The sequence below is a fragment of the Synechococcus sp. CCAP 1479/10 genome, assembly GCF_019038515.1.
GTDB lineage: Bacteria > Cyanobacteriota > Cyanobacteriia > PCC-6307 > Cyanobiaceae > Cyanobium.
On sequence record NZ_JAFKRJ010000026.1, the window covers coordinates 226,621 to 252,406 of the forward strand.

General features: G+C 70.2%; 30 protein-coding genes and 1 other RNA gene. 20 read left to right on the forward strand and 11 right to left on the reverse strand.

The genetic code is table 11. The annotated features are described in order from the left end of the window. Window positions 1–16: 16 nt before the first annotated feature. Genes htpG through KUG39_RS09360 form a run of 7 tightly spaced genes read left to right on the forward strand, consistent with a single transcriptional unit; the run spans window position 17 to window position 6,964 of the window. Window positions 17–1,936 carry a molecular chaperone HtpG gene (htpG, locus tag KUG39_RS09330; protein WP_216914703.1) on the forward strand — a complete coding sequence of 640 codons (1,920 nt, stop codon included), beginning with the start codon at window positions 17–19 and terminating at the stop codon, window positions 1,934–1,936. A 50-nt stretch (window positions 1,937–1,986) separates the two neighbouring features. Beyond that, entirely contained in the window at window positions 1,987–3,396 is a 1,410-nt protein-coding gene (locus KUG39_RS09335) for an extracellular solute-binding protein (RefSeq protein WP_216914705.1), read from the forward strand. After that, entirely contained in the window at window positions 3,393–4,259 is an 867-nt protein-coding gene (locus KUG39_RS09340) for a carbohydrate ABC transporter permease (RefSeq protein WP_216914707.1), read from the forward strand. Before KUG39_RS09335 ends, KUG39_RS09340 begins: the two co-directional genes overlap by 4 nt. Next, window positions 4,256–5,050: a carbohydrate ABC transporter permease gene (locus KUG39_RS09345; protein WP_190609483.1), complete on the forward strand. Its 795-nt coding sequence runs from the start codon at window positions 4,256–4,258 to the stop codon at window positions 5,048–5,050. The genes KUG39_RS09340 and KUG39_RS09345 overlap by 4 nt, the downstream gene beginning before the upstream one ends. Next, window positions 5,047–6,057, forward strand: a complete 1,011-nt coding sequence (locus KUG39_RS09350) for an ABC transporter ATP-binding protein (protein WP_216914709.1) — start codon at window positions 5,047–5,049, stop codon at window positions 6,055–6,057. The genes KUG39_RS09345 and KUG39_RS09350 overlap by 4 nt, the downstream gene beginning before the upstream one ends. Before the next feature lie 48 nt (window positions 6,058–6,105). Then, on the forward strand, window positions 6,106–6,342 hold the full coding sequence (rpmB, locus tag KUG39_RS09355; RefSeq protein WP_216914711.1) for a 50S ribosomal protein L28: 237 nt from the start codon (window positions 6,106–6,108) through the stop codon (window positions 6,340–6,342). 52 nt (window positions 6,343–6,394) lie between these two features. Continuing rightward, complete coding sequence (locus KUG39_RS09360; RefSeq protein WP_216914713.1) at window positions 6,395–6,964, forward strand: peroxiredoxin; 570 nt, start codon at window positions 6,395–6,397, stop codon at window positions 6,962–6,964. A 4-nt stretch (window positions 6,965–6,968) separates the two neighbouring features. Here KUG39_RS09360 and csaB read toward each other — a convergent pair whose 3' ends face one another. Further along, window positions 6,969–8,000, reverse strand: coding sequence for a polysaccharide pyruvyl transferase CsaB (gene csaB, locus KUG39_RS09365; RefSeq protein WP_216914715.1), 1,032 nt, complete (start codon window positions 7,998–8,000; stop codon window positions 6,969–6,971). Window positions 8,001–8,055: 55 nt separating this feature from the next. On the opposite strand from csaB, the gene KUG39_RS09370 reads away from it, so the two are divergent. Genes KUG39_RS09370 through psaK form a run of 3 tightly spaced genes read left to right on the forward strand, consistent with a single transcriptional unit; the run spans window position 8,056 to window position 9,042 of the window. Further along, window positions 8,056–8,373, forward strand: a complete 318-nt coding sequence (locus KUG39_RS09370) for a DUF2499 domain-containing protein (protein ID WP_216914717.1) — start codon at window positions 8,056–8,058, stop codon at window positions 8,371–8,373. Next, the gene (locus KUG39_RS09375; RefSeq protein ID WP_094584625.1) at window positions 8,370–8,729 is read left to right on the forward strand and encodes a DUF3593 domain-containing protein; all 360 of its coding nucleotides are present in this window, start codon (window positions 8,370–8,372) and stop codon (window positions 8,727–8,729) included. The genes KUG39_RS09370 and KUG39_RS09375 overlap by 4 nt, the downstream gene beginning before the upstream one ends. 55 nt (window positions 8,730–8,784) lie before the next feature. Then, on the forward strand, window positions 8,785–9,042 hold the full coding sequence (gene psaK / locus KUG39_RS09380; protein ID WP_094584626.1) for a photosystem I reaction center subunit PsaK: 258 nt from the start codon (window positions 8,785–8,787) through the stop codon (window positions 9,040–9,042). Between the two features lie 4 nt (window positions 9,043–9,046). Here the strand turns inward: psaK and KUG39_RS09385 are convergent, their stop codons facing one another. Continuing rightward, entirely contained in the window at window positions 9,047–10,294 is a 1,248-nt protein-coding gene (locus KUG39_RS09385; protein ID WP_216914719.1) for an NAD(P)/FAD-dependent oxidoreductase, read from the reverse strand. Continuing rightward, window positions 10,284–12,203 carry a 1-deoxy-D-xylulose-5-phosphate synthase gene (gene dxs / locus KUG39_RS09390; protein ID WP_216914721.1) on the reverse strand — a complete coding sequence of 640 codons (1,920 nt, stop codon included), beginning with the start codon at window positions 12,201–12,203 and terminating at the stop codon, window positions 10,284–10,286. The genes KUG39_RS09385 and dxs overlap by 11 nt, the downstream gene beginning before the upstream one ends. A 96-nt stretch (window positions 12,204–12,299) precedes the next feature. Here dxs and ilvA point away from each other — a divergent pair, with 96 nt between their 5' ends. Genes ilvA through KUG39_RS09405 form a run of 3 tightly spaced genes read left to right on the forward strand, consistent with a single transcriptional unit; the run spans window position 12,300 to window position 14,918 of the window. Then, complete coding sequence (gene ilvA, locus KUG39_RS09395; RefSeq protein ID WP_216914723.1) at window positions 12,300–13,907, forward strand: threonine ammonia-lyase, biosynthetic; 1,608 nt, start codon at window positions 12,300–12,302, stop codon at window positions 13,905–13,907. Between the two features lie 41 nt (window positions 13,908–13,948). After that, window positions 13,949–14,578 carry an SMC-Scp complex subunit ScpB gene (scpB, locus tag KUG39_RS09400; protein WP_216914725.1) on the forward strand — a complete coding sequence of 210 codons (630 nt, stop codon included), beginning with the start codon at window positions 13,949–13,951 and terminating at the stop codon, window positions 14,576–14,578. Window positions 14,579–14,630: 52 nt separating this feature from the next. Then, window positions 14,631–14,918 (forward strand): YggT family protein, encoded by a 288-nt coding sequence (locus KUG39_RS09405; RefSeq protein ID WP_216914727.1) that lies wholly within the window; start codon window positions 14,631–14,633, stop codon window positions 14,916–14,918. On the opposite strand, the gene KUG39_RS09410 is transcribed toward KUG39_RS09405, so the two are convergent. Together KUG39_RS09410 and KUG39_RS09415 are read right to left on the reverse strand one after the other, a co-directional pair. After that, on the reverse strand, window positions 14,912–15,385 hold the full coding sequence (locus KUG39_RS09410) for a hypothetical protein (RefSeq protein WP_216914924.1): 474 nt from the start codon (window positions 15,383–15,385) through the stop codon (window positions 14,912–14,914). The two genes, KUG39_RS09405 and KUG39_RS09410, sit on opposite strands and share 7 nt — an antisense overlap. Window positions 15,386–15,483: 98 nt before the next feature. After that, complete coding sequence (locus KUG39_RS09415) at window positions 15,484–15,813, reverse strand: nucleoside triphosphate pyrophosphohydrolase family protein (protein WP_094584632.1); 330 nt, start codon at window positions 15,811–15,813, stop codon at window positions 15,484–15,486. 59 nt (window positions 15,814–15,872) lie between these two features. Between KUG39_RS09415 and pyk the strand changes: the two genes are divergently transcribed. The 4 genes from pyk (at window position 15,873) to ftsH (ending at window position 21,468) form a co-directional block, all read left to right on the forward strand. Next, window positions 15,873–17,657 carry a pyruvate kinase gene (gene pyk, locus KUG39_RS09420; protein WP_190609502.1) on the forward strand — a complete coding sequence of 595 codons (1,785 nt, stop codon included), beginning with the start codon at window positions 15,873–15,875 and terminating at the stop codon, window positions 17,655–17,657. A 27-nt stretch (window positions 17,658–17,684) separates the two neighbouring features. Then, a complete protein-coding gene (locus KUG39_RS09425; protein WP_094584634.1) occupies window positions 17,685–18,914 on the forward strand; it encodes an ABC transporter permease in 1,230 nt (409 codons plus the stop codon). Window positions 18,915–19,104: 190 nt separating this feature from the next. Then, window positions 19,105–19,413: a DUF1830 domain-containing protein gene (locus KUG39_RS09430; RefSeq protein ID WP_216914729.1), complete on the forward strand. Its 309-nt coding sequence runs from the start codon at window positions 19,105–19,107 to the stop codon at window positions 19,411–19,413. 75 nt (window positions 19,414–19,488) lie between these two features. Next, the gene (gene ftsH, locus KUG39_RS09435) at window positions 19,489–21,468 is read left to right on the forward strand and encodes an ATP-dependent zinc metalloprotease FtsH (protein ID WP_216914731.1); all 1,980 of its coding nucleotides are present in this window, start codon (window positions 19,489–19,491) and stop codon (window positions 21,466–21,468) included. Window positions 21,469–21,534: 66 nt separating this feature from the next. Here ftsH and clpP read toward each other — a convergent pair whose 3' ends face one another. After that, window positions 21,535–22,125 carry an ATP-dependent Clp endopeptidase proteolytic subunit ClpP gene (gene clpP, locus KUG39_RS09440; RefSeq protein ID WP_094584637.1) on the reverse strand — a complete coding sequence of 197 codons (591 nt, stop codon included), beginning with the start codon at window positions 22,123–22,125 and terminating at the stop codon, window positions 21,535–21,537. Between the two features lie 95 nt (window positions 22,126–22,220). On the opposite strand from clpP, the gene psb29 reads away from it, so the two are divergent. Next, on the forward strand, window positions 22,221–22,916 hold the full coding sequence (psb29, locus tag KUG39_RS09445) for a photosystem II biogenesis protein Psp29 (RefSeq protein WP_190609508.1): 696 nt from the start codon (window positions 22,221–22,223) through the stop codon (window positions 22,914–22,916). On the opposite strand, the gene KUG39_RS09450 is transcribed toward psb29, so the two are convergent. From KUG39_RS09450 to petN, 3 genes are read right to left on the reverse strand one after another with little or no spacing between them, the layout of a single operon-like run. Beyond that, a complete protein-coding gene (locus KUG39_RS09450; RefSeq protein ID WP_216914733.1) occupies window positions 22,879–24,258 on the reverse strand; it encodes a hypothetical protein in 1,380 nt (459 codons plus the stop codon). The two genes, psb29 and KUG39_RS09450, sit on opposite strands and share 38 nt — an antisense overlap. Further along, window positions 24,258–24,422 (reverse strand): hypothetical protein, encoded by a 165-nt coding sequence (locus KUG39_RS09455; protein WP_015108282.1) that lies wholly within the window; start codon window positions 24,420–24,422, stop codon window positions 24,258–24,260. Before KUG39_RS09455 ends, KUG39_RS09450 begins: the two co-directional genes overlap by 1 nt. Then, window positions 24,400–24,501, reverse strand: coding sequence for a cytochrome b6-f complex subunit PetN (gene petN / locus KUG39_RS09460; RefSeq protein WP_094584640.1), 102 nt, complete (start codon window positions 24,499–24,501; stop codon window positions 24,400–24,402). The genes KUG39_RS09455 and petN overlap by 23 nt, the downstream gene beginning before the upstream one ends. A 63-nt stretch (window positions 24,502–24,564) precedes the next feature. On the opposite strand from petN, the gene clpS reads away from it, so the two are divergent. After that, window positions 24,565–24,858, forward strand: a complete 294-nt coding sequence (gene clpS / locus KUG39_RS09465; RefSeq protein WP_094584641.1) for an ATP-dependent Clp protease adapter ClpS — start codon at window positions 24,565–24,567, stop codon at window positions 24,856–24,858. Between the two features lie 9 nt (window positions 24,859–24,867). Continuing rightward, the gene (locus tag KUG39_RS09470; protein WP_094584642.1) at window positions 24,868–25,143 is read left to right on the forward strand and encodes a DUF2103 domain-containing protein; all 276 of its coding nucleotides are present in this window, start codon (window positions 24,868–24,870) and stop codon (window positions 25,141–25,143) included. Here the strand turns inward: KUG39_RS09470 and KUG39_RS09475 are convergent. Both KUG39_RS09475 and ssrS read right to left on the reverse strand, forming a co-directional pair. Next, window positions 25,088–25,537 (reverse strand): hypothetical protein, encoded by a 450-nt coding sequence (locus KUG39_RS09475; protein WP_216914735.1) that lies wholly within the window; start codon window positions 25,535–25,537, stop codon window positions 25,088–25,090. The two genes, KUG39_RS09470 and KUG39_RS09475, sit on opposite strands and share 56 nt — an antisense overlap. Window positions 25,538–25,598: 61 nt before the next feature. Beyond that, window positions 25,599–25,781, reverse strand: a non-coding RNA gene (gene ssrS / locus KUG39_RS09480) — 6S RNA. Window positions 25,782–25,786 lie beyond the last annotated feature (5 nt).

The window sequence follows — 25,786 nt, forward strand, 5'->3', positions numbered from 1 at the left end:
ATTCTTCTCTTTCGCCATGACGGTGCTGGAACAGGGCCAGATTCAGATCCACACCGAGAACATCTTCCCGATCATCAAGAAGGCCGTCTATTCCGGCCATGAGGTGTTCCTGCGGGAACTGGTGAGCAACGGCGTCGATGCCATCAGCAAGCGGCGCATGGCCGCCATGGCCGGCGACTGCAGCGAAGGGGATGGGGGAACGATCTCCATCCGCATCGACCGGGAAGCCAAGACCCTCACCATCAGCGACAACGGCATCGGCATGACCGCCGATGAGGTGAAGCGCTACATCAACCAGGTGGCCTTCTCCAGCGCCGAAGACTTCCTCGAGAAATACAAGAGCGAGAGCGACGCCATCATCGGCCACTTCGGCCTGGGCTTCTATTCCAGCTTCATGGTGGCCTCGCGGGTGGAGCTGGTCAGCCTCAGCGCCAGGCCCCAGGCCGAGGCGGTGCGCTGGAGCTGTGACGGCTCGCCCAACTTCAGTCTTGAAGGGGCGGAACGGTCCGAACCCGGCACCGACGTGATCCTGCATCTGATGGAGGAGGAGCTGGAGTACATCGAGCCCTCCCGAATCCGCACCCTGGTCACCACCTACTGCGACTTCCTGCCGGTGGCGGTGCAGCTGGACGGCGAAACGGTCAACAAACGGGAGGCCCCCTGGCGCAAGAGCCCCCGGGATCTGGGCGACGACGACTACATCGCCCTCTACCGCTATCTCTACCCCTTCCAGGGAGATCCCCTGCTCTGGGTGCATCTCAGCACCGACTACCCCTACAACCTGCAGGGCATTCTCTATTTCCCCAGGATCACCGGCCGGGCCGACTGGGAGAAGGGTGAGATCCGCCTCTACTGCAACCAGGTGTTCGTCAGCGATTCGATCAAGGAGGTGGTGCCCCGCTACCTGCTGCCCCTGCGCGGCGTGATCGATTCGCCCGACATCCCCCTCAACGTGAGCCGCAGTGCCCTGCAGACCGACCGCCGGGTGCGCTCGATCGGTGGCTTCGTGGCCAAGAAGGTGGGCGACCGGCTCAAGGAACTGCACCGCGACGAGCCGGCCCGCTACGCCGAGATCTGGGATTCCCTGGCCCCCTTCATCAAGATCGGCGCCATGGAGGACGACAAGTTCGCCGACCAGGTGGCCGACCTGATCCTGTTCGGCACCACCGCGGCGGCCAGCGAGCCGTCGGCGGAGGGGGAGGCGGAGGTGGCCCCCGATCCCGTCGCCACCGACGGCCGCACGTACACCACCCTGGCCGGCTACCGCGGCCGGCTGCCGGCCGACAACGCCACCCGCATCCTCTACTGCACCGATGAGGCAGGTCAGGCCGGGGCCCTGGCCCTCTGGAAGGGGCAGGGGGCCGAGGTGCTGCTCGCCGACACCCTGATCGATTCCCAGTTCATCCCCTGGCTGGAGGCCCGCCACGGCGACCTCCGCTTCCAGCGGGTCGACGCCGAACTCGATGACAGCCTGCATGAGCCGGAGAGCGAGCTGGCGGATGCCGACGGCGTCGACAACGGCGAGAAGCTGCGGGGTCTGTTCAAGGCCGCCCTCGCCAACGACAAGATCACCGTCCAGGTGCAGTCGCTGAAGGGAGAGGGTTCCCCGGCCGCCCTGATCCTGCTGCCGGAGCAGATGCGCCGCCTCAACGACATGGGGGCCCTGATGGAGCAGCGGCTGCCGGGTCTGCCCGACCACCACGTGCTGCTGGTCAACCGCCGTCATCCCCTTGTGGAGGGCCTGCTGAAGCTCTCCTCCGGTGCCGTGATCACCGGCGGCGGCAGTTCCCCCAGCCTCCAGCTGGCCGAGGATCTGAGTCGCCACGTCTACGAGATGGCACGCCTGGCCGTGGGGGGCCTGGAACCCAACCAGCTGGCCGGCTTCCAGCAGCGCAGTGCCGACCTGATGGGACAGCTGATGCAGCGCGGCCTCTGAGGCCGGCGAGTCTGGCGGGTCTGGCGGGGCAGCCCGCCTAACCTGCCCCCATGGCGGCCCGCCCCCCCCTCTCGAGTCTGCGGCGGTGGCGGTCGCTCCCGAAGCTGCTGACGAACGCCCTGCTGGCCCTCCTGTCGGCCACGGTCCTGCTGGTGCTGCTGCCCGCATCCGGCCTCTCCAGCTCCGGGCTGCCCAGCTCGGGTCAGTCGGGCATCCCGGCGGCGGCCGCCGAGCCGGTGACCATCCGGGTGCTGATGCCCGCCCCCCTGGCCGACGCGGTCGCCGCTCCGGTGGCCCAGTTCAACGCCAGCGGTGCCGGCATTGCCCTGGAGGTGATCCGCGGGCCCCTGGACACCGAGACCATCTCCGATCTGGCCACCGGCAGCCTGCTGCTGGGGGAGGCCCCCTTCGACCTGCTGCTGGTGGATGTCAGCTGGCTGGCCCGCTATGTGGCCGCCGGCTGGTTCGAGCCCCTGGAGCGCTGGTTCGGGCCGGAGGTGCTGGCGGCGATGGAGCCCGGCGCCCGCCTGGGCAACGGCCTCGACGGCCACCTCTGGCGCATGCCCCTCACCGGCGACACCGGCCTGCTCTACTGGCGCACCGATCTGATGGAGCGTCCCCCGCGCGACACCGAGGAGCTGGTGGCGATCTCCCGGGACCTGCAGCGCCGCGGCAGGGTCCGCTGGGGCTACCTCTGGCAGGGGCGCCAGTACGAGGGGCTGAGCTGCGTGATGGTGGAGGTGCTGCACGGCTTCGGTGCCCGCTGGTGGAACGGTTCCACAGCGCGCACGGAGCTGGACAGTCCGGAGGCCGTGGCGGCGGCGAGGTGGCTCGCGGCACTGCTGCAGGACGGGGTGAGCCCACCGGCGGTGGCCAGCTACGCCGAGAACGACGCCCTGCAGTCCTTCGCCGCCGGTGACGCCGCCTTCCTGCGCAACTGGCCCTACGCCTGGCGGGAGATCGAGAAGGGCGAAGGCCCGGTGAAGGGCAAGGTGGGCGTCACGGCGATGGTGGGGGCCCCCGGGGAGCAGGGGGGCGGCACCCTGGGCACCTGGGGCCTCTCCCTGATCAAGGGCAGCCCCCACCCGGAGGAGGCTGTGGCGGCGATTCGCTGGCTCACCGGTCCGGTCGTGCAGCGGCAGCTCGCCATCGAGCAGGGCTATGCCCCCACCTGGAGCACGCTCTACGACGATCCCGACCTGCAGCGCCGTGCCCCGCTGCTGACGGTGCAGCGCCAGGCCCTGCAGCATCCCCAGCTGCGTCCACCCACGCCGGCCTATGCCCAGCTCAGCGATCTGCTGGCCCGGCAGGTGAACGGCATGCTCACTGGCCAGGGGGGGCCCGGCCCGACCATGGCGGCCGCTCAGCGCCAGAGCCTGCAGGTGCTGCGCTCGCTGGCGGGACCGGCCGGCGACACTGCAGGCGAGAGTGCAGGGGGCCGCCCTGCCGTGGACCGATGAAACCCCGCGCGGCCAGCCTGCTGCTGATGGCTCCCGCCCTGCTGCTGCTGGCGGCGGTGTTCGTCTACCCCCTGCTGCGCTACGGCTGGCTGAGCTTCCAGGCCAGTTCGGTGCTCACCGGGATGGAGCCGGTACCGAACGGGGGCGCCAACTGGGGGCGGCTGCTCGATGACGCCCGCTTCTGGACGGATGCGGTCCAGACGCTGCGCTTCGCCGTCTGCTCGGTGGCGCTGGAACTGGCCGGGGGCCTGGGGCTGGCCCTGCTGCTGCATCGCCCCCTGCGGGGCCGGGGGACCCTCAGGGCCCTGACCCTGCTGCCCTGGGCCCTGCCCACCACCGTGATGGCCCTGGGCTGGCGCTGGATCCTCAATGATCCCCACGGCCCCCTCAACGCCGCCATCCGCTCCCTTGGCGGCAGCAGCTACGGCTTCCTCTCCACCCCTGCCACCACCTGGTTCTTCGTGGTCCTGGCGGATGTCTGGAAGACCCTGCCGTTCGTGGCCCTGCTGCTCCTGGCCGGACTCCAGACCATTCCCGAGGATCTGGAGGAAGCCCTGCGGCTGGAGGGCGCCGGCCGTCTGCAGATCCTGCGCCGCCTGACCCTGCCGCTGCTGGTGCCCTACCTGACCCTGGCCCTGCTGTTCCGGCTGGCCCAGGCCCTGGGGGTGTTCGACCTGATCCAGGTGCTCAGCGGCGGCGGCCCGGCCGGCAGCACCGAGAGCCTGGCCCTCTACGCCTACCTCAATGCCATGCGCTTCCTCGACTTCGGCTATGCCGCCACGGTGATGCTCGCCACCTTCCTGCTGCTCCTGGTGCTGCTCGGTGGCGGCTGGCTGCTGTGGCGGCGGGAGCGGGTCGCATGAGGCTGCTGGTGCTGCTCTGGAGCCTGGGGCCGCTGCTCTGGCAGCTGCGCACCTCCCTGCTGCGCCCCGAGGCACTGGTGGCGCCGCTGCTGGAGGGGAACCCCTGGACGCTGGCCAACTACCAGCTGGTGCTCTCCGGCGACCCGCCCTTCTGGCGCTACCTGGGCAACAGCACCCTGGTGGCCCTGGCCACCACCCTGCTCACCCTGCTGCTGGCGGTGCCCTGCGCCTATGGGCTGCAGCAGCAGCGCGGCCTGCTGCGCTGGGGCGTCGGCCTGGGACTGGTGGGAGCGGCGATGTTCCCCACCGTGCTGCTGTTCCTGGCACTGCTGGAGATCGCCCGCCGCTTCGGCCTGGCCAATGACCTGCTGGCCCTGAGCCTGCCTTACGCGGGCCTGTCGCTGCCGCTGGCGGTGCTGCTGCTGCGGGCCGCCTTCGCCGACCTTCCCGGCGAGCTGGAGGACGCGGCCCGGCTGGAGGGCCTGGGCCTCGGCCAACGGCTGCGGCACGTGCTGCTGCCCCTGCTGGGGCCGGCCCTGGCCAGCACGGGCATCCTGGTGTTCCTGGCCAGCTGGAACGAGTACGCCATCGCCCTCACCTGGATCAGCCGCAACGACCTGCTCACCCTGCCGATCGCCATCGCCCGGATCGGCGGCGGCTCGGTGTTCACCATTCCCTACGGCGCCTTCGCCGCCGCCACGGTGCTGGGCAGCCTGCCCCTGCTGCTGCTGGTGCTGCTGGCCCAGCGGCCGATCGTCTCGGGTCTCACCCGCGGGGCGGTGAAGGGATGAACGCTGGAACGGGAGCCGGTCTGGAATTGCGCCAGCTGTGCCGGGAGGTGGGGGGGCGCCGGCTGCTGGACCGGCTCGACCTGGCCGTCGCCCCCGGCGAATGCCTCGCCCTGCTCGGGCCGAGCGGCTGCGGCAAGTCCACCACCCTGCGTCTGGTGGCGGGGCTGGATCCCGCCAGTGCCGGCCAGGTGCTCCTGGACGGCCAGGACCTGGGCGCCCTCAGCCCGGGCGAACGCCAGGTGGCGATGGTGTTCCAGAGCTACGCCCTCTACCCCCACCTGAGCGTGGAGGGCAACCTGGAGCTGGGGCTGAAGGTGCGCGGCGTGGCCGCCGCCGAGCGCCAGCGGCGCCTCGGGGCCGTGCTCGAGATGCTGCAGCTCGAGGAGCTGCGACAGCGCCGGCCCGCCCAGCTCTCCGGCGGCCAGCGCCAGCGGGTGGCCCTGGCCCGGGCCCTGCTGCGCCAGCCGCGGATCATGCTGCTGGATGAGCCGATGAGCAACCTCGACGCCCAGCTGCGGGAGGAGCTGCGGCCGGAACTGCGGCGGCTGCTGTGCGGCCGGGAGCAGCCGGTGATCTACGTCACCCACGACCAGCAGGAGGCGGTGGGCATGGCCGACCGCATCGCCCTGCTGGACGGGGGCCGGCTGCAGCAGGTGGGCAGCCCGCGGGAGCTCTATGCCGATCCGGCCAACCGCTTCGTGGCCTGCTTCCTGGGACGGCCGGCGATCAACCTGCTGACGATCGCGCCCGGGCGCCAGCTGGGCCTGCGGCCCGAGCATCTGCATCTGGCCGAGGAGGGGCCGGTGGCGGCCCGGCTGCTGCGGCGCGAATGGTGGAGCCACCAGCAGCTTCTCTGGCTCGACAGCCGCTGGGGGCCCCTGCGGGTGCTCTGCGACCCCGATCTGACGCTGCCGGCGGAACCGCGCCTGGGCTGGCAGCGGCAGCATGAACTCTGGTTCGACCCCCTCAGCGGCGCCCGGCTCCATGGCCATGGGCCCGTTTGGTAAAGTCGCAGGCTGGCTCAGGCCTGCATCGTCCACCGTCGTCACATCGTCATGTCCCGGGTCTGTCAGCTCACCGGCAAGCGCGCCAACAACGGCATGGCCGTCAGCCATTCCCACGTGCGCACCAAGAAGCTGCAGCAGGTGAATCTGCAGGAGCGGCGCCTGTGGTGGGCCGAGGGCAACCGCTTCGTGAAGCTGCGCGTGTCCACCCGCGCCCTCAAGACGATCCAGAAGAAGGGTCTCGGCACCTACGCCAAGGAACTCGGCGTCAATCTGGCCAAGATCTGAACGGATCCCCCGGCCGGCCCCGCTAGGGTCCGGCCCTGATCGAAGCCTGGTTGTGGACCGTCGCACGTTTCTGGGGGGATCCCTGCTGGCCGCCCTCAGCCTGCTGGTCCGGCCGGACCGGGCCAAGGCCATGGGCGGCACCCTTCCCGAGATCGGCCAGCCGGCCCCCGCCTTCGACCTTGACGGGGTTGCCCCGTCTGCGGACGGCACGGTCGTGCCGACGCACCTGGGCCAGGCGGACTTCCGGGGCCGCTGGCTGGCCCTGTACTTCTATCCCAAGGACTTCACCAGCGGCTGCACCCTCGAAGCCCGCGGCTTCCAGAGGGACCTGGAGGGATTCCATGCCCGCAACGCCGAGGTGGTGGGGGTGAGTGCCGATGACCGGGACGCGCACCTGTCGTTCTGCGGCAGCGAGGGTCTGGCCTACCCGCTGCTGTCGGATGCGGGCGGGGCCACCAGCCGCCGCTACGGCTCCTGGCTGGCGCCGTTCTCAGCGCGTCACACGTTTCTGATCGACCCGGACGGGGTGCTGCGGGCCAGCTGGGTGGCGGTGCGACCGTCCGGCCACAGCCAGGAGGTGCTCGCCGAACTGGTCCGCCTGCAGGGGGAGAGGGCGGGCTGAGCCGTCAGCCCTTCAGGGTGTCCAGCACCGCCCGGTGCACCTGGCTCTCCTGACGCAGGGCGGCGATGCCGGCCGGATCCGGTGGCTGGTCGAGCACGGTGGCCCAGCTCTGCTGCAGGCCTGGGGGCGGCGCAGCCTCCAGGTCGTGGCAGGGGCAGCCGATGCCGGCGGCCGCGGCGGCCACCTTGGGGTCGTAGCTGAGGGCGGCGCAGGGGCTGCCCGCCAGGGCCGCCAGGATCAGTCCGTGCAGCCGCATGGCCAGCACCAGGCCCGCCTGGGCGAAAGCGTCCATGGCCTCCTGCGGCGTCGCGGCCGCCAGTTCCCGGCTGCGGGCGGCGAGGGCCGGCCCCACCAGACCCTGCCCGCTGAGGTCGGCCAGCAGTCCCCGGTCCTGGTCCTGGTGGAAGGGCAGCCAGAGCACCTGTCGGTCGGCGGCCACCGCCAGCCCCTCAAGGGCCTGCAGGTAGGGCCGCCAGGCCGCGGCATCGAGCTGTCGCACCGGCCGGAAGCAGACCACGATCGGCCCGCCCCTGCCGTTCCAGACCCTAGCGGACAGGGCCCAGACCGGATCGCTCCCCACGCCGGCCGCCACCCCCCATTCCCTCGCCTGGGCTGCGGAAGCCGGGTCCCGCCAGCTGATCGCCGTGGCCAGGGGCAGGAGTCCCCGCACCAGCAGCCGGCTGCGGCGACGGCGCAGGGGGCCCAGCCCCTGGCCCCAGAGGAGCGCGGGCTTGCCCCGACTCCGGGCGGCCAGCATCAGGGCGCCGTAGTACAGGAGGCTGCGGAAGCTGGTGGCGTCCTGGAGCAGGCTGCCGCCGCCGAGCACCAGGGCGTCGCAGCGCCCCAGGGCGGCCAGGACCCCTTTCAGGCGGCGGCGGTCGGTGGTCTCCACCCCGAATCGCTCCCGCACCAGGGCCTGGTCATGGGCCGTGACCAGGGGACGGCAACCGGCCGGCAGCTGACCCAGCAGCACCTCCAGCAGGGCATCGTCACCGAGGTTGTGCTCTCCGTAATAGCCGCAGATCAGAGCACGCATCCGACGCAGCGGTGGTTCCGGCTCCGTACATTACGGATCGCACCAGGCCCCGCCCATGCACGCGCTGTCGCTGCCCACCTGGTGGATCCACATCACCTCGGTGCTGGAGTGGATGCTGGCGATCCTGGCCGTGCAGGCCTTCGGCAGCCGGCGGCGGGAGGGGGGCTGGCGCTGGCTGGCCCTGGCGATGGTGCCGGCGCTGGTGAGCGCCATGGCCGCCTGCACCTGGCATCTGTTCGACAACAGCGAGGCCCTCAGGGGCCTGGTGGTGCTGCAGGCCGGCCTCACCGCCCTTGGCAACGGGGCCATGGCCCTGGCCGCCTGGAACCTGCTGCGCCAGCAGCGGCTCTCCCCGGAGGACGAAGCCTCGTGACCCTGCCCCTGGCCGCCTGGTTCCAGGGCCTCGGCGCCATCGATCCGGCCCCGTTCTTCGTGCTTTCCCTGCTCCCCTACCTGGCCTTCCTGTGGTGGGCCCGCCAGGTGCGGGCCTTCCCACGGCTGGCGCTGCGGGGATTCCAGCTGACGCTGCTGTTCGTGGCGGTCACGATCGCCGCCGCGGTGGTGGCCCAGCAGGTCTACGGCCGGCAGCTGGCGGACGTCGATCCCCTCCACGGCGGTGCCGAAGCCTTCCTGACCCTCAGCAACCTGGTGGTGCTCCTGGGGTTCCGGCTGCTCCCTGCGGAACCCCCGGCGGCGGGTTCAGCCGGCACCCAGGTCAACAAGTCTTAAGTGGGCGGGGCACAGGTCGCCCTGACCCGGAAGATGGGGCGTCGGCAAGTGCATCATGATCGCTCCTCTCCTGGCCATGGCTCCCGCTTCGATCAGCTGGTCCCCGAAGGTGGCCCTGGTCATGATCGTCTGCAACGTCATCGCCATCGCCATCGGCAAGGCCACCATCCAGCAGCAGAAAGAGGGCCTCAAGCTGCCCAGCGACAACTTCTTCGGCGGCTTCAGCCATGGCGCCATGCTCGGCACCACCAGCCTGGGCCACATCCTGGGCATGGGCGCGATCCTGGGTCTGGCCTCCCGCGGCGTCCTCTGAGCTCTCAGCGCCAGCCGAGCAGGTACGGCAGCGCCCTGAGGCCGTACCGCTCGAACCGATAACCGAACAGCAGGGCTGAGAGATCCTCCGCCCTGCGGCTCTCCAGCCCCCGCAGCACCCGGTCCAGACGGCCATCGGCCCCGGGCCCGTGCAGGCCCAGCCAGGTGCGCCGTGCCAGCCGGCCGCTCAGCGACCAGCGCCAGCCCAGGGCACGTCGCAGCTGTGGCGCGTAGTCGCGCAGGGCTCGCTCCGCCTGCATCGAAGAACACCCCGGGCCCATAAGGGCCCGCTGCAGCAGCGGCGCCAGCACGGCGCTGCTGGTGAGGGCGTGGCGAATCCCTTCGCCGCCGAGCAGGTTGGCGGTGCTGACCGCATCCCCCAGCCCCACCAGGCGGCCCCGCTGGTGAGGCTCCCGGCGCCGGATCGTGCTGCGCACCAGGCCGCCGTGGCGGTCGAGCACCTCGAAGGGCTCGCCGCCCGCCCCTTCGTCCGCCAGCAGCCGGCGGCCCAGGTCAGCGATCAGCCCACCCAGGGGCGGCTGGCGGCGCTCGCCATCCACCAGCCGGCAGACACCAAGCTTCAGCACCCCGGGCTGCATCGGAAAGATCCAGCCGTAGCCCTGGGGCACCCAGTCGCTGCCCAGGCAGAAGCTGAGCCGGTCGGCCCAGCGCTCCCAGCAGGAGGGGGAGACCCGCAGCAGCCACTCAAGGCCGGCGGCCCGCACCAGAGCATCGCGGCGGCGGTCCGTCACCGGCGGATCCCCCAGCAGGGCCCGCTCGTGGCCGCTGGCATCCACGGTCCAGTCGCTGCGGACCTCAAGGGTACTGCCGTCGGAGCGGCGCAGCATGGTCACCACCTGCTCGCCCTCCTGGCGGCTGGAGCAGGCGTGCAGGCCCAGGTGCACCCGGCCGCCCCAGCGGCGGCACTGGTCGGCCTGCCAGCGGCGCAGGGCGCCGAAATCCAGCACCACCCCGAGGGGCTGCGGGGCGGCCCAGCGCCGGGTGGCGGCCCCGGGCCCGATCAGCTGCCATTCCCGCCAGCGGCTGCCCACCACCTCCGCCGGCAGGCCCAGGCTGGTCATGGTCTCGATCGGCAGGGCGGCGCTGCTGAAGGCGGAGCGGCTCAGGTCGTCGAGGCGGTCGACCAGCACCACATCCACCCCCTGGAGGGCCAGACGCCGGGCCAGGTCACCGCCGGACGGTCCGGCCCCCACCACCAGCACCTGGCAGCGGAGGGACGACTCAGACGGCAAGGGCGGTGGGAACGGTGGCGCGGAAGACGGGCCCGAAGCGTTCGAGGATGCGGTCGGCCATCTGGGAGGGAGTCAGCCCCAGCTTCTCCTTGCTCTGGTCGGGGCTGGCGTGGTCCACCAGGACATCGGGGATGCCGATGCGCAGCACCGGGACGGGCAGATCGTGGTCGTTCAGGGATTCCACCACGGCAGCTCCGAAGCCACCGGGCAGGGCCCCCTCCTCCATCGTCACGACCCGGCCGATGCGGCGGGCCAGGGGCAGGATCAGCGCCTCGTCGAGGGGCCGCAGGAAGCGGGCATTGACCACCGCCGCCCGCAGACCCTTCTCCTGCAGCAGACCGGCAGTGGCCATGGCCGGCGCCACCATGGCGCCGTAGGCCACGATCAGCACGCCATCGCCGTCGGTGAGCAGCTCACCGCGGCCGATCTCCAGGGGTTGCCAGCCCTCGTCCATCAGCGGCACGCCTTCGCCTTCGCCGCGGGGAATCCGGATGGCACAGGGGCCGTCGTGGGCGATCGAGGTGACGAGCATGCGCTGCAGTTCGGCCTCATCCTTCGGGGCCATGACCGTGAAATTGGGCACGGCCCGCAGGTAGCTGATGTCGTACTGGCCCTGGTGGGTGGGGCCGTCGGCGCCGACGATGCCGGCCCGGTCGAGCACGAAGGTGACCGGCAGCTTCTGGATGCCCACGTCGTGGATGAGCTGGTCGTAGGCCCGCTGCAGGAAGGTGCTGTAGATCGCCACCACCGGCCGCAGGCCCTCACAGGCCATGCCGGCCGCCATGGTGACGGCGTGCTGCTCGGCGATGCCGACGTCGAAGTACTGCTGGGGCAGGGCCTTCTCCAGCAGGTCCAGACCCGTGCCGGTGGCCATGGCGGCGGTGATGCCCACCACCCGGGAATCCTGCTCGCAGATCTTGACCAGCGTCTGGCCGAACACCTTGCTCCAGCTGGGGGGCTTGGGCTTGCTGGAGGGGTAGGCCTTGCCGGTGGCCAGGTCGAAGGCCGACTGGGCGTGGTAGCCGACCTGGTCGGCCTCGGCGTAGGGGTAGCCCTTGCCCTTGGTGGTGGCCACGTGCACCAGCACCGGGCCCTCGCAGCGGTGGGCCGCCTGGAAGGTGCGGACCATCTCGGGGATGTCGTGGCCGTCGATCGGACCCACGTAGGTGAAGCCCAGCTCCTCGAACACGGCCCCCACCTTGGGCACCGCCAGCCGCTTCATGCTCTCTTTGAGGGTCTTGAGCTCGGTGGGCAGCTCCCCGTGCAGGAAGGGCAGGTGCTTCACCGCCTCCTCGGCGCTGCCGGAGAGGAACTGCACCGGCTTGCTGAGCCGCATGCGGTTGAGGTGGGTGGAGAGGGCCCCCACCGGCGGTGAGATCGACATGTCGTTGTCGTTCAGCACCACCAGCAGCTTGGTGCGCGGCAGGTGGCCGGCATGGTTGATCGCCTCCAGGGCCATGCCGCCGGTGAGGGCGCCGTCACCGATCACGGCGACGCATTTGAAATCTTCACCGCGACGGTCGCGGGCCAGGGCCATGCCCAGGGCGGCCGAGATGCTGGTGGAGGCGTGGCCGGCGCCGAAGTGGTCGAAGCGGCTCTCACTGCGCTTGAGGTAACCCGCCACGCCGCCCTGCTGGCGCAGGGTGTGGAAATCCTTGTAACGGCCCGTCACCAGCTTGTGGGGATAGGCCTGGTGGCCCACATCCCACACCACCCGGTCGTGCTCCAGGTCGAGGGTCTGATAGAGGGCGAGGGTGAGTTCCACGACCCCCAAGCCCGGACCCAGGTGCCCGCCGCTGGTGGCCACCACCTCCAGGTGCTTCTCGCGGATCTGGCGAGCCATGGCCTCGAGTTCTGCGGTGCTCAGGCCGTGCAGCTGATTCGGATGGCTCAGCTCGCTCAGATGCATGCCCTTCCTTGCTTCCAGGTGGCCAATCTACGGGGTTCGCCCCGACCCACGGCGACGGACGCCACCGTTCCGGGGTCGGGTTGCGACACTGGAGCGATGACCATGGCCGACGACGACGCGTTCCCCGGGGCGACCGCCTACCTGCAGCGGATCCTGCGGGCCCGGGTGTACGACGTGGCGATCGAGTCCCCCCTCGATCCCGCCCCCAACCTCTCCCGCCGGCTGCACAACCAGGTGCTGCTCAAACGGGAGGATCTCCAGCCCGTGTTCAGCTTCAAGCTGCGCGGCGCCTACAACAAGATGGTCGGCCTGGAGCGCGCCGAGCTCGACCGGGGGGTGATCGCCGCCAGCGCCGGCAACCACGCCCAGGGGGTGGCCCTGGCGGCCCAGCGGCTGGGCTGCACCGCCGTGATCGTCATGCCGGTCACGACGCCGGAGATGAAGGTGCGGTCGGTGGCGGCCCGGGGGGCCGAGGTGGTGCTCCACGGCGACACCTACGACGAGGCCTGTGAGGAAGCCCACCGCCTGCAGCGCCAGCGCGGGCTCACCTTCATCCATCCCTTCGACGATCCCGACGTGATCGCCGGCCAGGGCACGGTCGCCCTGGAGATCCTGCGCCAGTGCTCCGATCCCCCCGATGCCATCTACGTGGCGGTGGGCGGCGGCGGCCTGATCGCCGGGATCGGCGCCTACGTCAAGAGCCTCTGGCCCCGGGTGGAGGTGATCGGGGTCGAGCCGAGCGATGCCGACGCCATGACCCGCTCACTGGCGGCGGGGAAGCGGGTGCGGCTGGAGCAGGTGGGCCTGTTCGCCGACGGGGTGGCCGTGCGGCAGGTGGGCGAGCACACCTTCGCCCTGGCCCAGCGCTGCGTCGACCGGATGGTCACGGTGGACACCGACGAGATCTGCGCCGCCATCAAGGACGTCTTCGAGGACACCCGCTCGATCCTGGAACCGGCCGGCGCCCTCTCGGTGGCGGGGATGAAGAAGGACGTGGCCCAGAGGCAGCTGCGGGACCGCACCCTGGTGGCGGTGGCCTGCGGCGCCAACATGAACTTCGACCGGCTGGCCTTCGTGGCCGAGCGGGCCGAGCTGGGGGAGGAGCGCGAAGCCCTGCTGGCGGTCGAGATCCCGGAGAGGCCCGGCAGCCTGGCGCGCTTCTGCGCCGTCCTCGGCCAGCGCAGCCTCACCGAGTTCAGCTACCGCCTCGCCGATCCCCAGCTGGCCCACATCTTCGTGGGGGTGCAGATCAGCGGCCACCAGGACACCCGCCAACTCATGGCCGCCCTGGAGTCCCAGGGATTTCCCTGTCTCGACCTGAGCGGCGACGAGCTGGCCAAGCTCCACCTCTGTCACATGGTGGGCGGACGGCTGCCGGCCAGTGCGGGGGCGGCCCTGAACCAGGGGGAGGAGCGGCTGTATCGCTTCGTGTTCCCGGAGCGGCCCGGAGCCCTGATGGCCTTCGTGAACGCCCTGCACCCCAACTGGAACATCAGCATTTTTCATTACCGCAACCACGGCGCCGACGTGGGCCGCATCGTGGTCGGGGTTCAGGTGCCGCCAGCGGAGCTGGAGGCCTGGCAGGCCTTCCTCGCCGATCTCCCCTACCAGCACTGGGAGGAGACCGGCAATCCGGCCTACCGGCTGTTCCTGGGTGAGGTGGGACGGTCCCTGGCCAGTCCGGGCGGGCTGGTGGGGGTCTGAGGCCTGCGATACGTTGCCGCCACGCCGTGCCGGACGTCCCCATGGCTGAACCCGACCGCCTGCCTTCTGAAGGCAAGCCTCCTGAAGGCGAGCCCTCCGTAGGCGATCGCTCGGTGGCGGCCACCCCGGGCCTGTCCCTGCCGGCCCGGCTCGAGGCGATTCTCTACCTGAAGGGTCGGCCCCTGGAGCTGGCTGAGCTGGCCGCCATCGCCGGCATCGACAGGGACGATACCGAGCTGGCCCTGATCACCCTGATGGCCGACTACGCGCACCGGGACACCGCCCTGGAGATCCACCAGGAGGGCCAGCACTACGCCCTGCAGCTGCGTGCCGGCCTGGGGGACCTGGTCCAGAACCTGCTGCCGGTGGACCTCTCCATCGCCGCCCTGCGGACCCTGGCCACCATCGCCCTCAAGAAGCGCCTGCTGCAGTCGGAGCTGGTGGAGCTGCGCGGCTCAGGGGCCTACGACCACATCAGGGAGCTGCTGGCCCAGGACTTCATCGAACGCCGCCGCCAGAGCGACGGCCGCTCCTACTGGCTGAGCCTGAGCGAGAAGTTCCACCGCACCTTCTCCCTGAAGGCCGATGATCTGGCCGCCCTGGGCTCACGCCTGGCGGCCGCCGAGACGGCCGGAACCCCGCCACCACCCGACGAAGAGGCGGATCCATAGAGTTGGACCAAGTGACGGCGCAAGCCTGCAGCCCCATCCCCCGACCCCTTCCATGAGCATCCTCGTCTTCCTGCTCCAGGTGCTGGCCCAGACCCTGAGCATCTACCTGCTGGTGCTGCTGGTCCGGGTGCTGCTCAGCTGGTTCCCCAACCTGGACTGGAGCAACCCGTTGCTCTCCAGCGTCAGCGCCATCACCGACCCCTATCTCAACGCCTTCCGGGGCCTGATTCCGCCCCTCGGCGGCATCGACCTCTCGGCCCTGGTGGCCTTCATCGCCCTGCAGCTGGCCCAGAGCCTTCTGGGGGCCTCCATCGCCACCCTCTCCGGCGGCCTCTACTGAGGGTCGGCGGCAGGGGACGCCGCCAGGGCCTCCTCCAGGGGCAGCAGCTCGTCGTCGACGCCGGCACGGGTGCGCACCGGGGCACTGAAGCCCCGGGCCTTGACGCTGCGGGTGCCCAGGGGGCCGGGGGTGCCGGCGGGCACCGCCAGCCGCAGGGCGAAGCTGGAGCGGCCAGGGGGCACATCGCCGATGGATCCCACCCGGGTGCGGTTGGGCAGCACCGGCTCGCCGCTGGCATCGAGGATCAGGCCGAACACATCGGTGTCCACCACGGGCTTCGATCCCGGGTTATCCACCACGCCGCGCAGGGCCCAGCAGGTGGCGCCGCTGGGGCGGGCCAGGGTCGGCTGGGTGCCCAGGTCATCGGCCGGGCATGGCTCCAGCATCACCTCCGACACCTTCAGGTCGGTGGCGCCCGCCAGGGCGGGGGCGCCGACCAGCACCAGCAGCACCAGAGACAGCCCCACCAGCAGCCGGGCTCCCGCCACCACCAGGCTGGCGGACCCGATCCGGCCCCAGGCCCTGGACGAGATTCCTGGCCCTGGAACGACGGTCCTTTGCTGAGTCACCGCCGGTCGCCGCTGCCTGCGATCACGTTACGGTTCGCGCGGTCGGCCAGCTTGGCCAGGTTGGCGCCGGCCACATCGTCGAGGTCGAGCCCCAGCTCCGTGGCCAGCTGGGCCACATACCAGAGCACATCGCCCAGTTCCAGCCGCAGGTCGTCGCGGACCTCGGGGCCGAACACGCCGCCCCGGTCCCGCAGCACCTTCTTCACCTTGTCGGCCACCTCGCCGGCCTCGCCGCAGAGCCCCAGGGTCGGGTAGAGGATGTTGGCACCCGCCTCCGGGTAGCGCGCCGTCTCACGGGAGCGTTGCTGGTAGTCCTGAAAGTCCATTTCAAGCGCGCTCCTGGCAAGCCCGGATGGTAGTTTCCGCCCTTGTACAAGGTCGTCCAATGGCCCCTCACGATCTCATGCGTCGCACAAAGATCGTGGCCACGATCGGGCCCGCCACCGAGTCACCCGAGGTGCTGCGGCAGCTGATCACCGCCGGCGCCACCACCTTCCGTCTCAACTTTTCCCACGGCGATCACAGCGATCACGCCGATCGGATCGCCACCATCCGCCAGGTGGCCCACGAAATGGGCGTCCACATCGGCATCCTCCAGGATCTGCAGGGTCCCAAGATCCGCCTGGGCCGCTTCCAGGCCGGTCCCATCACCCTGGCCAAGGGGGATCCCTTCTCGCTGACCTCCCGGGCCGTCAACTGCGACAACACCATCGCCACGGTCACCTACGACCGGCTGGCGGACGAGGTGAGCAGCGGCAGCCGCATCCTGCTGGACGACGGCCGCGTCGAGATGGTGGTGGTGGAGGTGGACGGCCCCGAACAGACCCTCAAGTGCAAGGTCACCGTCGGCGGGGTGCTCTCCAACAACAAGGGGGTGAACTTCCCCGATGTTCAGCTGTCGATCCGGGCCCTGACCCCCAAGGACCGCCGCGACCTGACCTTCGGCCTGCAGCAGGGGGTCGACTGGGTCGCCCTCAGCTTCGTGCGCAACCCCTCCGACATGCTGGAGATCCGGGAGCTGATCCGCAGCCACGGTCACGACACGCCCGTGGTGGCCAAGATCGAGAAGTTCGAGGCCATCGACGCCATCGACGCGATCCTGCCCCTTTGCGACGGGGTGATGGTGGCCCGTGGCGACCTCGGGGTGGAAATGCCCGCCGAGGAGGTGCCGCTGCTGCAGAAGGAGCTGATCCGCAAGGCCAACAGCCTCGGCATCCCGATCATCACGGCCACCCAGATGCTGGATTCGATGGCCTCCTGCCCCCGGCCCACCCGCGCCGAGGTGAGCGATGTGGCCAACGCCATCCTGGACGGCACCGACGCGGTGATGCTCTCCAACGAGACGGCCGTGGGCGACTACCCCGTGGAAGCGGTGGCCACCATGGACCAGATCGCCCGCCGCATCGAGCGCGACTATCCCCAGCGGGTGCTGGACAGCCACATGGCCACCACCATCCCCAACGCCATCTGCCAGGCGGTCAGCAGCATCGCCCGCCAGCTCAACGCCGCCGCGATCCTGCCCCTGACCAAGACCGGCTCCACGGCCCGCAACGTCAGCAAGTTCCGCCCCAGCACCCCGATCCTGGCCATCACCTCCGACGTCACGGTGGCCCGCCAGCTGCAACTGGTGTGGGGGGTCAATCCGCTGCTGATCCAGGACCAGTCCAGCAGCAGCCGCACCTTCAGCGTCGCCATGGCCACGGCCCAGCAGCTGGGCCTGCTGGGAGCCGGTGATCTGGTGGTCCAGACCGCCGGCACCCTGGAGGGGGTGAGCGGCTCCACCGACCTTGTCAAGGTGGGCATCGTCTCGGCCGTCATGGGTCGCGGTGTCGGCATCGGCAGCGGCACCGTGAGCGGCAAGGTGCGGCTGGCCAGCTCGCCCGAGGATGCGGCCCGCCTGGAGGCCGGCGAGATCCTGGTGGTCCGCGAGACCAGCGCCGCCTACCTGGAGGCGATCCGCAAGGCCCGCGGAGTGATCGCCGAGGAGGAGGGCCGCCAGAGCCACGCCGCCGTTATCGCCGAGCGTCTGGGCGTGCCCGTGATCGTCGGTGTGGCCAACGCCACCCTCGAACTGCGCATGGGTGAGGTGGTCACCCTCGAGATTCAGGAGGGTGTGGTCCACCGGGGCCCCCGCAGTGCCCACGCTTCGTCGGTGCCCTCGTTCCTCTAGAACCGAAGCCACTCCGGTTGCGCCGCCATGGCCTCCAAGCTGCCCCTGAGCGAAACGGTGTCCATGGCGCTGCTGACGCTGCGCTCCAACCGTCTGCGCAGCCTGCTCACCATGCTCGGCATCGTGATCGGCAACGCCTCCGTCATCACCCTGGTGGGGGTCGGGCGCGGGGCCCAAAACCTGGCCGAGAGTCAGCTCAGCACCCTGGGCGCCAACGTGCTGTTCGTGGTGCCGGGCAACAACGACACCCGGCGCCAGGGGATCGAGATGCCGCGGACCCTGGTGCTGGAGGACGCCAAGGCGATCGCCGAGCAGGTGCCGAGCGTCCGTCGTGTCGCCCCCCAGATCACCCTCAACGAAGTCGCCCAGGCCGGGGGCTTCAGCTCATCGGTCTCGGTCTCGGGGGTGACGCCGGAATTCCTGCCCGTGCGCAGCTTCGAAGTGACCCGGGGCCGCTTCATCGACGAGCGCGATCTCAAGGGGGCCCGCAACGTGGTGGTGATCGGGCCCGATCTGCAGAAGAAGCTGATGCCCACCGGCGAGGCCCTGGGCCGCCAGCTGCGCATCCGGGACAAGTCCTTTGAGGTGATCGGTGTTCTGGCCTCGAAGGGGGCGGTGTTTGGCTCCAACCAGGACGAGAACGCCTACATCCCCCTCACCACCATGGTGAGCCAGCTGAGCGGGCGGGATCCCACCTTCGGCATCAGCCTCACCTTCATCAGCGTGGAGGCGAAGGATGAGGCCAGCACCGGCGCCGCCGCCTTCCAGATCACCAACCTGCTGCGCCAGCGCCACCGCATCCTGCGGGAGGACGACTTCGCCGTGCGCTCCCAGAAGGATGCCCTCACGATCGTGGGAACGATCACGGGCGGTCTCACCCTGATGCTCGGTGCCATCGGTGCCGTGTCCCTGCTGGTGGGCGGGATCGGCATCATGAACATCATGCTGGTGTCGGTGAGTGAACGCACCGAGGAGATCGGCCTGCGCAAGGCCCTCGGCGCCCGCAGCAGCGACGTCCTGCTCCAGTTCCTGGTGGAATCCCTGGTGCTGGCGAGCCTCGGCGGGGTGATCGGCAGTGCCCTGGGCCTGGGCACCGTCGGCCTGGTGGCGGCCTTCACCCCCCTGCCGGCCACCATCGAGGCCGGCACGGTGCTGCTGACGGTGGGGCTGTCCGGCTCGATCGGTCTGTTCTTCGGGGTGGTGCCGGCGCGCCGGGCCGCCCGGCTGGATCCGATCGCTGCCCTCAGGAGTCTCTGAAGGCGTTCGGACTCGCGGACCCGCCGGACCCCGGGGACGACCCTGCGGGGCCAGGGCGGCCTGGCCGGTTGCGGGCCTTAGCCTTGCCTTGGCCCGGGGAGAACAGAAGAAAAGATTAAGACTGGCAATCCGTCGCCTTCGTCACCGAATCCCCACAGCCGCAATGGCTTGATGGTATGGACGTCGCCGCATGAAGGTGTTGGATCAACTGGCCAGGACGGAACAGGTGGATTGCGGTTACCGGAACGGCTCCGACCGCATGGTCATCCTGCGCTGCATCGGGCCGGAGCATTTCTTCCTCGAACGGGTCGTCTTTCCTTTCGAACTCCTGACCTTTCAGTGTCCGGAGCGCAGCGAGGTGGAGATCTGGACACACGGCCTGGGCGGTCCGGAGCTGCTCGAATCGATCGAGGCCCGCGAACTGATCATGGAATCGGCGCCGGTGCCGGAGGCCGCCGCCGGCGGCATTGAGCTCAATCCCTGGCTCCAGGCCGGCTGAGCCCTCCTCGCCGGGGGTCGCGGGCTCCCGGTTCCGGGCCCTGCGCTCTTAAGGTTGTCCGAAAGCTTCACAACCATGAATCAGCGCTGGCGTGTCCTTGCCCTGTGGCTGTTGCCGGTCGCCGTGGCCCTGTTCCTGGGCTGGCAGCTGCTGAGTTCCGGGGGGCGTCTGGCCCCCGCCGACAGCGGCGGCGACACCACGGCGCCCCGCAATGCCGCGGTGGCCCGCATGAGCTACGGCCGCTTCCTTGATTACGTGGAAGCCGGACGCGTCACCGCCGTCGACATCTTTGACGGGGGCCGCACCGCCGTGATCGAGGCGGTGGATCCCGATCTCGACAACCGCGTCCAGCGCCTGCGGGTCGATCTTCCCGGCGTGGCGCCGGAGCTGATCAACAAACTCAAGGACCAGGGCATCAGCTTCGATGTCCATCCGCCCAAGTCCACCCCTCCGGCCCTCGGCCTGCTGGGCAACCTGCTGTTCCCGCTGCTGCTGATCGGCTCGCTGATCTTCCTGGCCCGGCGCTCCTCCGGCATGCCGGGCGGCCCCGGCCAGGCGATGCAGTTCGGCAAGTCCAAGGCACGGTTCGCCATGGAGGCTGAAACCGGCGTCAAGTTCGACGACGTGGCCGGGGTGGAGGAGGCCAAGCAGGATCTGCAGGAGGTGGTCACCTTCCTCAAGACCCCCGAGCGCTTCACCTCGGTGGGGGCCAAGATTCCCCGCGGCGTGCTGCTGGTGGGCCCCCCCGGCACCGGCAAGACCCTGCTGGCCAAGGCCATCGCCGGTGAAGCCGGTGTGCCGTTCTTCTCCCTCTCCGGTTCGGAGTTCGTGGAGATGTTCGTCGGTGTCGGCGCCAGCCGCGTGCGCGACCTGTTCAAGCGGGCCAAGGAGAACAGCCCCTGCCTGATCTTCATCGACGAGATCGACGCCGTCGGCCGTCAGCGCGGCGCCGGCATCGGCGGCGGCAACGACGAGCGGGAGCAGACCCTCAACCAGCTGCTCACCGAGATGGACGGCTTCGAGGGCAACAGCGGCATCATCATCATCGCCGCCACCAACCGCCCCGACGTCCTGGATTCGGCCCTGATGCGCCCCGGCCGCTTCGACCGCCAGGTGCAGGTCGACGCCCCCGACATCAAGGGACGCCTCTCGATCCTCAAGGTCCACAGCCGCAACAAGAAGCTGGCCGACGACGTCTCCCTGGAGATGATCGCCCGCCGCACCCCCGGCTTCACCGGTGCCGACCTGGCCAACCTGCTCAACGAGGCGGCGATTCTCACCGCCCGAAGGCGCAAGGAGGCCACCGGCCTGGCCGAGATCGACGACGCCGTCGACCGGATCATCGCCGGCATGGAGGGCAAACCCCTCACCGACGGCCGCAGCAAGCGCCTGATCGCGTACCACGAAGTGGGCCATGCCCTGGTGGGCACCCTGGTCAAGCAGCACGATCCGGTGCAGAAGGTCACCCTGATCCCCCGCGGTCAGGCCCAGGGCCTCACCTGGTTCGCCCCCGACGAGGAGCAGATGCTCGTCAGCCGCGCCCAGCTGCGGGCCCGGATCATGGGCGCCCTGGGGGGCCGTGCCGCCGAGGACGTGGTGTTCGGCCACGCCGAGGTGACCACCGGTGCCGGCGGCGACATTCAGCAGGTGGCCTCCATGGCCCGCCAGATGGTGACCCGCTTCGGCATGAGCGACCTGGGACCGATGTCCCTGGAGGCCGGCAACCAGGAGGTGTTCCTGGGCCGTGATCTGATGACCCGCAGCGATGTCTCCGATGCCATCGCCCACAAGATCGACGAGGCCGTCCGGCAGATCGTCCAGAGCTGCTACACCGACACCGTCAAGCTGGTGGCCGAGCACCGTGCCTGCATGGACCGGATGGTGGAACTGCTGATCGAGAAGGAAAGCCTCGATGGCGATGAGTTCCGGCTGATCGTCTCCGAGTTTGCCTCGATTCCTGACAAGGATCGTTTCTCCCCCCTGCTCACGGCCGCCGACCTGGCTGCTGCCTCCCATGAGGGAGCCGCCGTCGCCGAGACCAGCGAGGCCCCCTGAGGGCCGGCCCTTCGCCATGAAAAAAGGCCTGCTCCGGCAGGCCCTTTTTTTGTCTCTGCTTTCGGCTCAGACGGGGCGAACGGGCCGTTTCTCGATCACTTTGTCGATCAGGCCGTAGGCCATCGCTTCGGCCGGGGACATGAAGAAGTCCCGGTCGGTGTCGATCTGGATCCGCTCGAGATCCTGACCGGTGCGGCCGGCCAGTTCACGATTCAGCTTGTCCTTGAGATAGAGGATCTCATCGGCCTGGATGCGGATGTCGCTGGCCTGGCCCCGGGCGCCGCCGAGGGGCTGGTGAATCATGATCCGGGAGTGGCTCAGGCTGCTGCGCTTGCCCTTGGCGCCGGCGCAGAGCAGGAAGGCACCCATGCTGGCCGCCAGCCCGACGCAGACGGTCTGGACGTCAGGTTTGATGTGCTGCATCGTATCAAAGATGCCGAGGCCGTCGTAAACCGAACCGCCCGGGGAATTGACATAGAGGAAGATATCCTTCTCAGGATCTTCGGCCTCCAGAAACAGCAGCTGGGCCACCACGCGGTTGGCGGATTCCGCCGTCACCGGTTCGCCGAGGAAGATGATCCTCTCGCGCAGCAGGCGCGAATAGATGTCGAAGGCTCTTTCACCGCGACCCGACTCCTCGATGACGATCGGGATCATGGGCTCCAGACAGGCGATTGAAACGATCCTACCCAGCCGCCGATCGGGTCGAGTGCCTGCAGCGCTAAGGTCGCAGCAACGAAGAATCCAACCGCGTGAGCGCTGCTCTCACCGTCGCCGACAGCAAACGCGCCTTCCATGGCGCCTTCCCCCATGTCATCGGTCCCCTCTACCGGCGCATGGTCGACGAATTGCTGGTGGAGCTCCACCTGCTGAGCCGTCAGAAGGGTTTCCAGAGCGATCCCCTGTTCGCCGTCGGGGTCGTGCAGGTCTTCGATGGCTTTGCCCGGGGTTACCGCCCCGAGGCCCAGAAGGGCCCGCTCTTCGACGCCCTGTGCGCCTCCTCCGGCTTCGACGGGCCCGACCTGCGTCGCCAGTGCAACGACGCCCTGGCCGCCATGGGGCGCCACAGCCAGGCCGAGGTGCGCCAGTGGATCGAGAGCCAGGGGGAGGGGGCGCCGCCGCCGGTGGCCACCGCCCTGGCCGGCATCCGCCGGCCCGACTTCCACTATTCCCGCCTGATGGCCGTCGGCCTGCTGGCCCTGCTGGAGCAGGCCCTGGCCGACGACGCCATGGAGCCCCAGGCCCTGCGCCAGCTGGCCCACGAGATCGGCGCGTCGATGGGCCTGCTGCGCGACCGCCTCGATAAGGACCTGGCCCTTTACGCCAGCAACCTGGAGAAGATGTCCATGGCCGTTGAGCTCATGGAGGAGACCGTGGCCGCCGAGCGGCGGCGGCGAGAGCGTCAGGCCGTCAGCGGCTCACCTGAAGGCGTCCCTTCAGCCAGCTGAGCCCCGCGCCGCCGCTGGCGGATTCACCGGGAACGGACTCCATCCATAGCTGGTCGGCACGCCGGACCAGCTCCGGCAGGGGCTCGGGCAGCAGGCCCAGCTGGTCGAGGCCCCGGGGCCGGACCCGCAACCAGAGCTCGCCGCTGGCGGGGGCACTCGTCCCCGCGATCGCCATGGGCTGCCACCGGCCTGGCACCGGACCGAGGAACAGGAGCAGCTGGGGCGAAGGCCCGCTCTCGCCGATCCAGCGCCATCCCCCCAGCACCACGCCGTCCTGCCGGCTCCAGGTGGCGGCCAGGGCCTGGGAGGTCGTGGTGCTGCCGGGGCCATCCTCCAGCCCCTGGGCCTGCAGGGCCTTGGCCAGGCCCAGCAGCAGCTGACGCCAACCCTGGCGATCGGGCCCCACCGCCACCTGGAGCTCGAGTGAGGCCTGGAAGGGACCGGTGGCCTGGGGGTGGAGCCGCAGGCGGAACGGGGAACGCCGCAGCAGGGCCAGCCCCTTGGTGTCGATGCCATAGCGGGCCGCCAGGGGATCGCGGATCAGCTGGCGGGCCAGCAGCCCGCGGAACAGCTGCTCAAGGGAGGACCCCTGGAGTTCCAGAAGCTGATCCGCCGGCAGGGGCGGCCTGGATGGGGCCGCCAGATCCGGGGATCTCAGGCTGCCGGCCGGGCCGACGGCGGCGGGCCTGTCGGAGGCTTCGCCGCGCCAGCGCACCTCGGAGGACTGCAGCGACAGGGACAGACAGCCCTCCTGGTAGGCCTCCAGCAGGGGGGCGAGGGGACCCACCAGCGCCCCGAGGCCGGACGCGTTCCAGAACACCCCCTGGCCGGTCTCCAGCCGGGGGAGGCAGGCGCTGAACAACCCGCGGCCGGCTCGCTGGTCCGGTCGCAGCTGGTCCTGCAGGAGGCGCCGGGAGAGGGGATCGGGTGCCACCACCAGCAGGTTGCCCACCCGCAGGGCATCGGCAGGCAGGGGCCGACCGGCTCCGGCTCCGGCGTTTTCCTGCACCACCAGGTACGCACCGCCATCGGTGTGGGGTCCCCAGAACTGCCACCAGGTGCGGCGCTGCTCGCGCCACAGGCGGGTGGCCGGGGCCTCGCCGAGGCGTTCGCTCCACAGGGCCGGGACCGGCCGCTCGGGACTGGCGGGGAAGCTCTGCAGCAGGCTGCTCACCGCCATCAGCTGCTCGAGCCCCTGGGCCCGGGGCCGGGGCCAGCGCCACAGGGCCAGGCCCGGCAGCAGCAGCAGGAGCAGCAGCGTGACCGTGGTGAGCGGCAGGGGCGGCAGCGGCAGCCTGCGGGGCAGACGCGGCAGGGCCAGAGCCGCCGTGGGCGATCCCATCAGCGGTTGCGGCCCTCACTGGAGCGGCGCCGACGCTTGTCCCGCCATTCGACGGTGGAGAGATAGATCACGCCCACGCTCACGAAGAGCAGCAGGGCGGAGGCGAGGCCCGCCAGCAGGGTGGTGGTGGGGAAGGCCAGATCAGAAACCGATGCTGTTGTCACCGTTGCGGCCCCACACGACCATGGCGATCGAGAAGCTGAAGATGGCCGCCAGGGCGGACCAACCAAGGGTGATCAACATCGGGACCGGTTCAAGACTGCGCGCATGTTACCTACGCTGGTGACCGGCAGCCTCTGTGGGCCCATGGTCGTCGCTCCCTCGAGAAGTACCGCCCCGATCGCCCAGCGCCGGTCTGAGGGCTACCCCAGCGTCAACGTGATCGTGCTCGACGACGACGTCAACACCTTCCAGCACGTGGTCGCGGTGCTCGTGCGCCACCTGCCCGGCATGCAGCCCGACCGGGCCTGGGAGCTGGCCCACCGGATCGATGGCGAGGGTTCGGCGGTGGTCTGGAGCGGACCGCTCGAGCAGGGGGAGCTTTACCACCAGCTGCTCTCCGCCGAAGGGCTGACGATGGCGCCCCTGGGCCACGGCTGAGCGGCACCCATGGCCCGGCTGGTGATCACCCACAGCACCTACGTGGAGGGCCTGATCCCGCTGCTGCGAAGGCTGGCGACCCTGAAGGAGATCGACACGATCACCCCGGCGGTGATCACCCGGGTCAGGGGCCGCAGCGTCGGCCTGCGGCTGCGGGTGTCGACCCCGATCACCGGAGGCCACAAGCTGCTGGCCCGCCGGGGCAGCACGGCCCAGGAGGTGTTCGTGGTCACCCGGCTGAGCCGGGATCAGCTGCAGGAGGAGCTGGATCGGTTGACGAACTGAGCAGGCTGGTGGGGGCCGCCCGTTCGTAGACGGCCGGGGTGCCGAAGCGGCCGTAGGCGCCGCTGTCGCGGAACCAGTTCGCCCCTTCCACCACCTGGAGATCGCTGGGGTGCAGTCCCCAGCGCTGCTCGAGGTAGGCCGATGCGGCGGCCGCATCGAAGCGGGGCTGGCCCCAGGCCACGATCGCCAGGGCCAGGGCCCGGATCCGCAGGGCGCCGGCGGCACTTTCCTGGATCTCCTCCTCCAGCAGGAAGGTGCGGAAATCGCCCCCGGCCTCCCCTTCCAGGGGGTATTTCTGCAGGTACAGCGCCCGGGCCCGGGGGAAGACCGGACCCGGGGCGCGGGCGAGCAGGCGCTCGAAGGCCTGCAGGAAGCTCGAGGGCTCGCTGTTCACGGCGGCAGGGGGGACGTCTCCCCAGCATGCCGGGCCGGCTGTGATCGGGATGGGCTGAAAGGGGTGGACCGCCGTGCCGTCTTGCCCCAGTGTTCGACCTGGATGAACCAGAAGGGGAGTCAGGGGCGGGGCTTCGTTTCCGGCAATGAAGCCGGTCTACGTTGCCGTCGCTGAAGACTCCCCATGTCGAAAGGGAGTCAGATCAGAAAACTGTGAAAGGCAGTCACCAACACAGCAGTCCGAACCCAT

What these genes read in the sequence shown, in the direction of transcription:
- htpG (WP_216914703.1), top strand. Translation starts at nt 17, where the DNA reads ATGACGGTGCTGGAACAGGGCCAGATTCAGATCCACACCGAGAACATC.
- KUG39_RS09335 (WP_216914705.1), top strand. Translation starts at nt 1,987, where the DNA reads ATGGCGGCCCGCCCCCCCCTCTCGAGTCTGCGGCGGTGGCGGTCGCTC.
- KUG39_RS09340 (WP_216914707.1), top strand. Translation starts at nt 3,393, where the DNA reads ATGAAACCCCGCGCGGCCAGCCTGCTGCTGATGGCTCCCGCCCTGCTG.
- KUG39_RS09345 (WP_190609483.1), top strand. Translation starts at nt 4,256, where the DNA reads ATGAGGCTGCTGGTGCTGCTCTGGAGCCTGGGGCCGCTGCTCTGGCAG.
- KUG39_RS09350 (WP_216914709.1), top strand. Translation starts at nt 5,047, where the DNA reads ATGAACGCTGGAACGGGAGCCGGTCTGGAATTGCGCCAGCTGTGCCGG.
- rpmB (WP_216914711.1), top strand. Translation starts at nt 6,106, where the DNA reads ATGTCCCGGGTCTGTCAGCTCACCGGCAAGCGCGCCAACAACGGCATG.
- csaB (WP_216914715.1), bottom strand. Translation starts at nt 8,000, where the DNA reads ATGCGTGCTCTGATCTGCGGCTATTACGGAGAGCACAACCTCGGTGAC.
- KUG39_RS09370 (WP_216914717.1), top strand. Translation starts at nt 8,056, where the DNA reads ATGCACGCGCTGTCGCTGCCCACCTGGTGGATCCACATCACCTCGGTG.
- psaK (WP_094584626.1), top strand. Translation starts at nt 8,785, where the DNA reads ATGATCGCTCCTCTCCTGGCCATGGCTCCCGCTTCGATCAGCTGGTCC.
- dxs (WP_216914721.1), bottom strand. Translation starts at nt 12,203, where the DNA reads ATGCATCTGAGCGAGCTGAGCCATCCGAATCAGCTGCACGGCCTGAGC.
- ilvA (WP_216914723.1), top strand. Translation starts at nt 12,300, where the DNA reads ATGACCATGGCCGACGACGACGCGTTCCCCGGGGCGACCGCCTACCTG.
- scpB (WP_216914725.1), top strand. Translation starts at nt 13,949, where the DNA reads ATGGCTGAACCCGACCGCCTGCCTTCTGAAGGCAAGCCTCCTGAAGGC.
- KUG39_RS09405 (WP_216914727.1), top strand. Translation starts at nt 14,631, where the DNA reads ATGAGCATCCTCGTCTTCCTGCTCCAGGTGCTGGCCCAGACCCTGAGC.
- KUG39_RS09415 (WP_094584632.1), bottom strand. Translation starts at nt 15,813, where the DNA reads ATGGACTTTCAGGACTACCAGCAACGCTCCCGTGAGACGGCGCGCTAC.
- pyk (WP_190609502.1), top strand. Translation starts at nt 15,873, where the DNA reads ATGGCCCCTCACGATCTCATGCGTCGCACAAAGATCGTGGCCACGATC.
- KUG39_RS09425 (WP_094584634.1), top strand. Translation starts at nt 17,685, where the DNA reads ATGGCCTCCAAGCTGCCCCTGAGCGAAACGGTGTCCATGGCGCTGCTG.
- KUG39_RS09430 (WP_216914729.1), top strand. Translation starts at nt 19,105, where the DNA reads ATGAAGGTGTTGGATCAACTGGCCAGGACGGAACAGGTGGATTGCGGT.
- ftsH (WP_216914731.1), top strand. Translation starts at nt 19,489, where the DNA reads ATGAATCAGCGCTGGCGTGTCCTTGCCCTGTGGCTGTTGCCGGTCGCC.
- clpP (WP_094584637.1), bottom strand. Translation starts at nt 22,125, where the DNA reads ATGATCCCGATCGTCATCGAGGAGTCGGGTCGCGGTGAAAGAGCCTTC.
- KUG39_RS09450 (WP_216914733.1), bottom strand. Translation starts at nt 24,258, where the DNA reads ATGGGATCGCCCACGGCGGCTCTGGCCCTGCCGCGTCTGCCCCGCAGG.
- petN (WP_094584640.1), bottom strand. Translation starts at nt 24,501, where the DNA reads ATGTTGATCACCCTTGGTTGGTCCGCCCTGGCGGCCATCTTCAGCTTC.
- clpS (WP_094584641.1), top strand. Translation starts at nt 24,565, where the DNA reads ATGGTCGTCGCTCCCTCGAGAAGTACCGCCCCGATCGCCCAGCGCCGG.
- KUG39_RS09470 (WP_094584642.1), top strand. Translation starts at nt 24,868, where the DNA reads ATGGCCCGGCTGGTGATCACCCACAGCACCTACGTGGAGGGCCTGATC.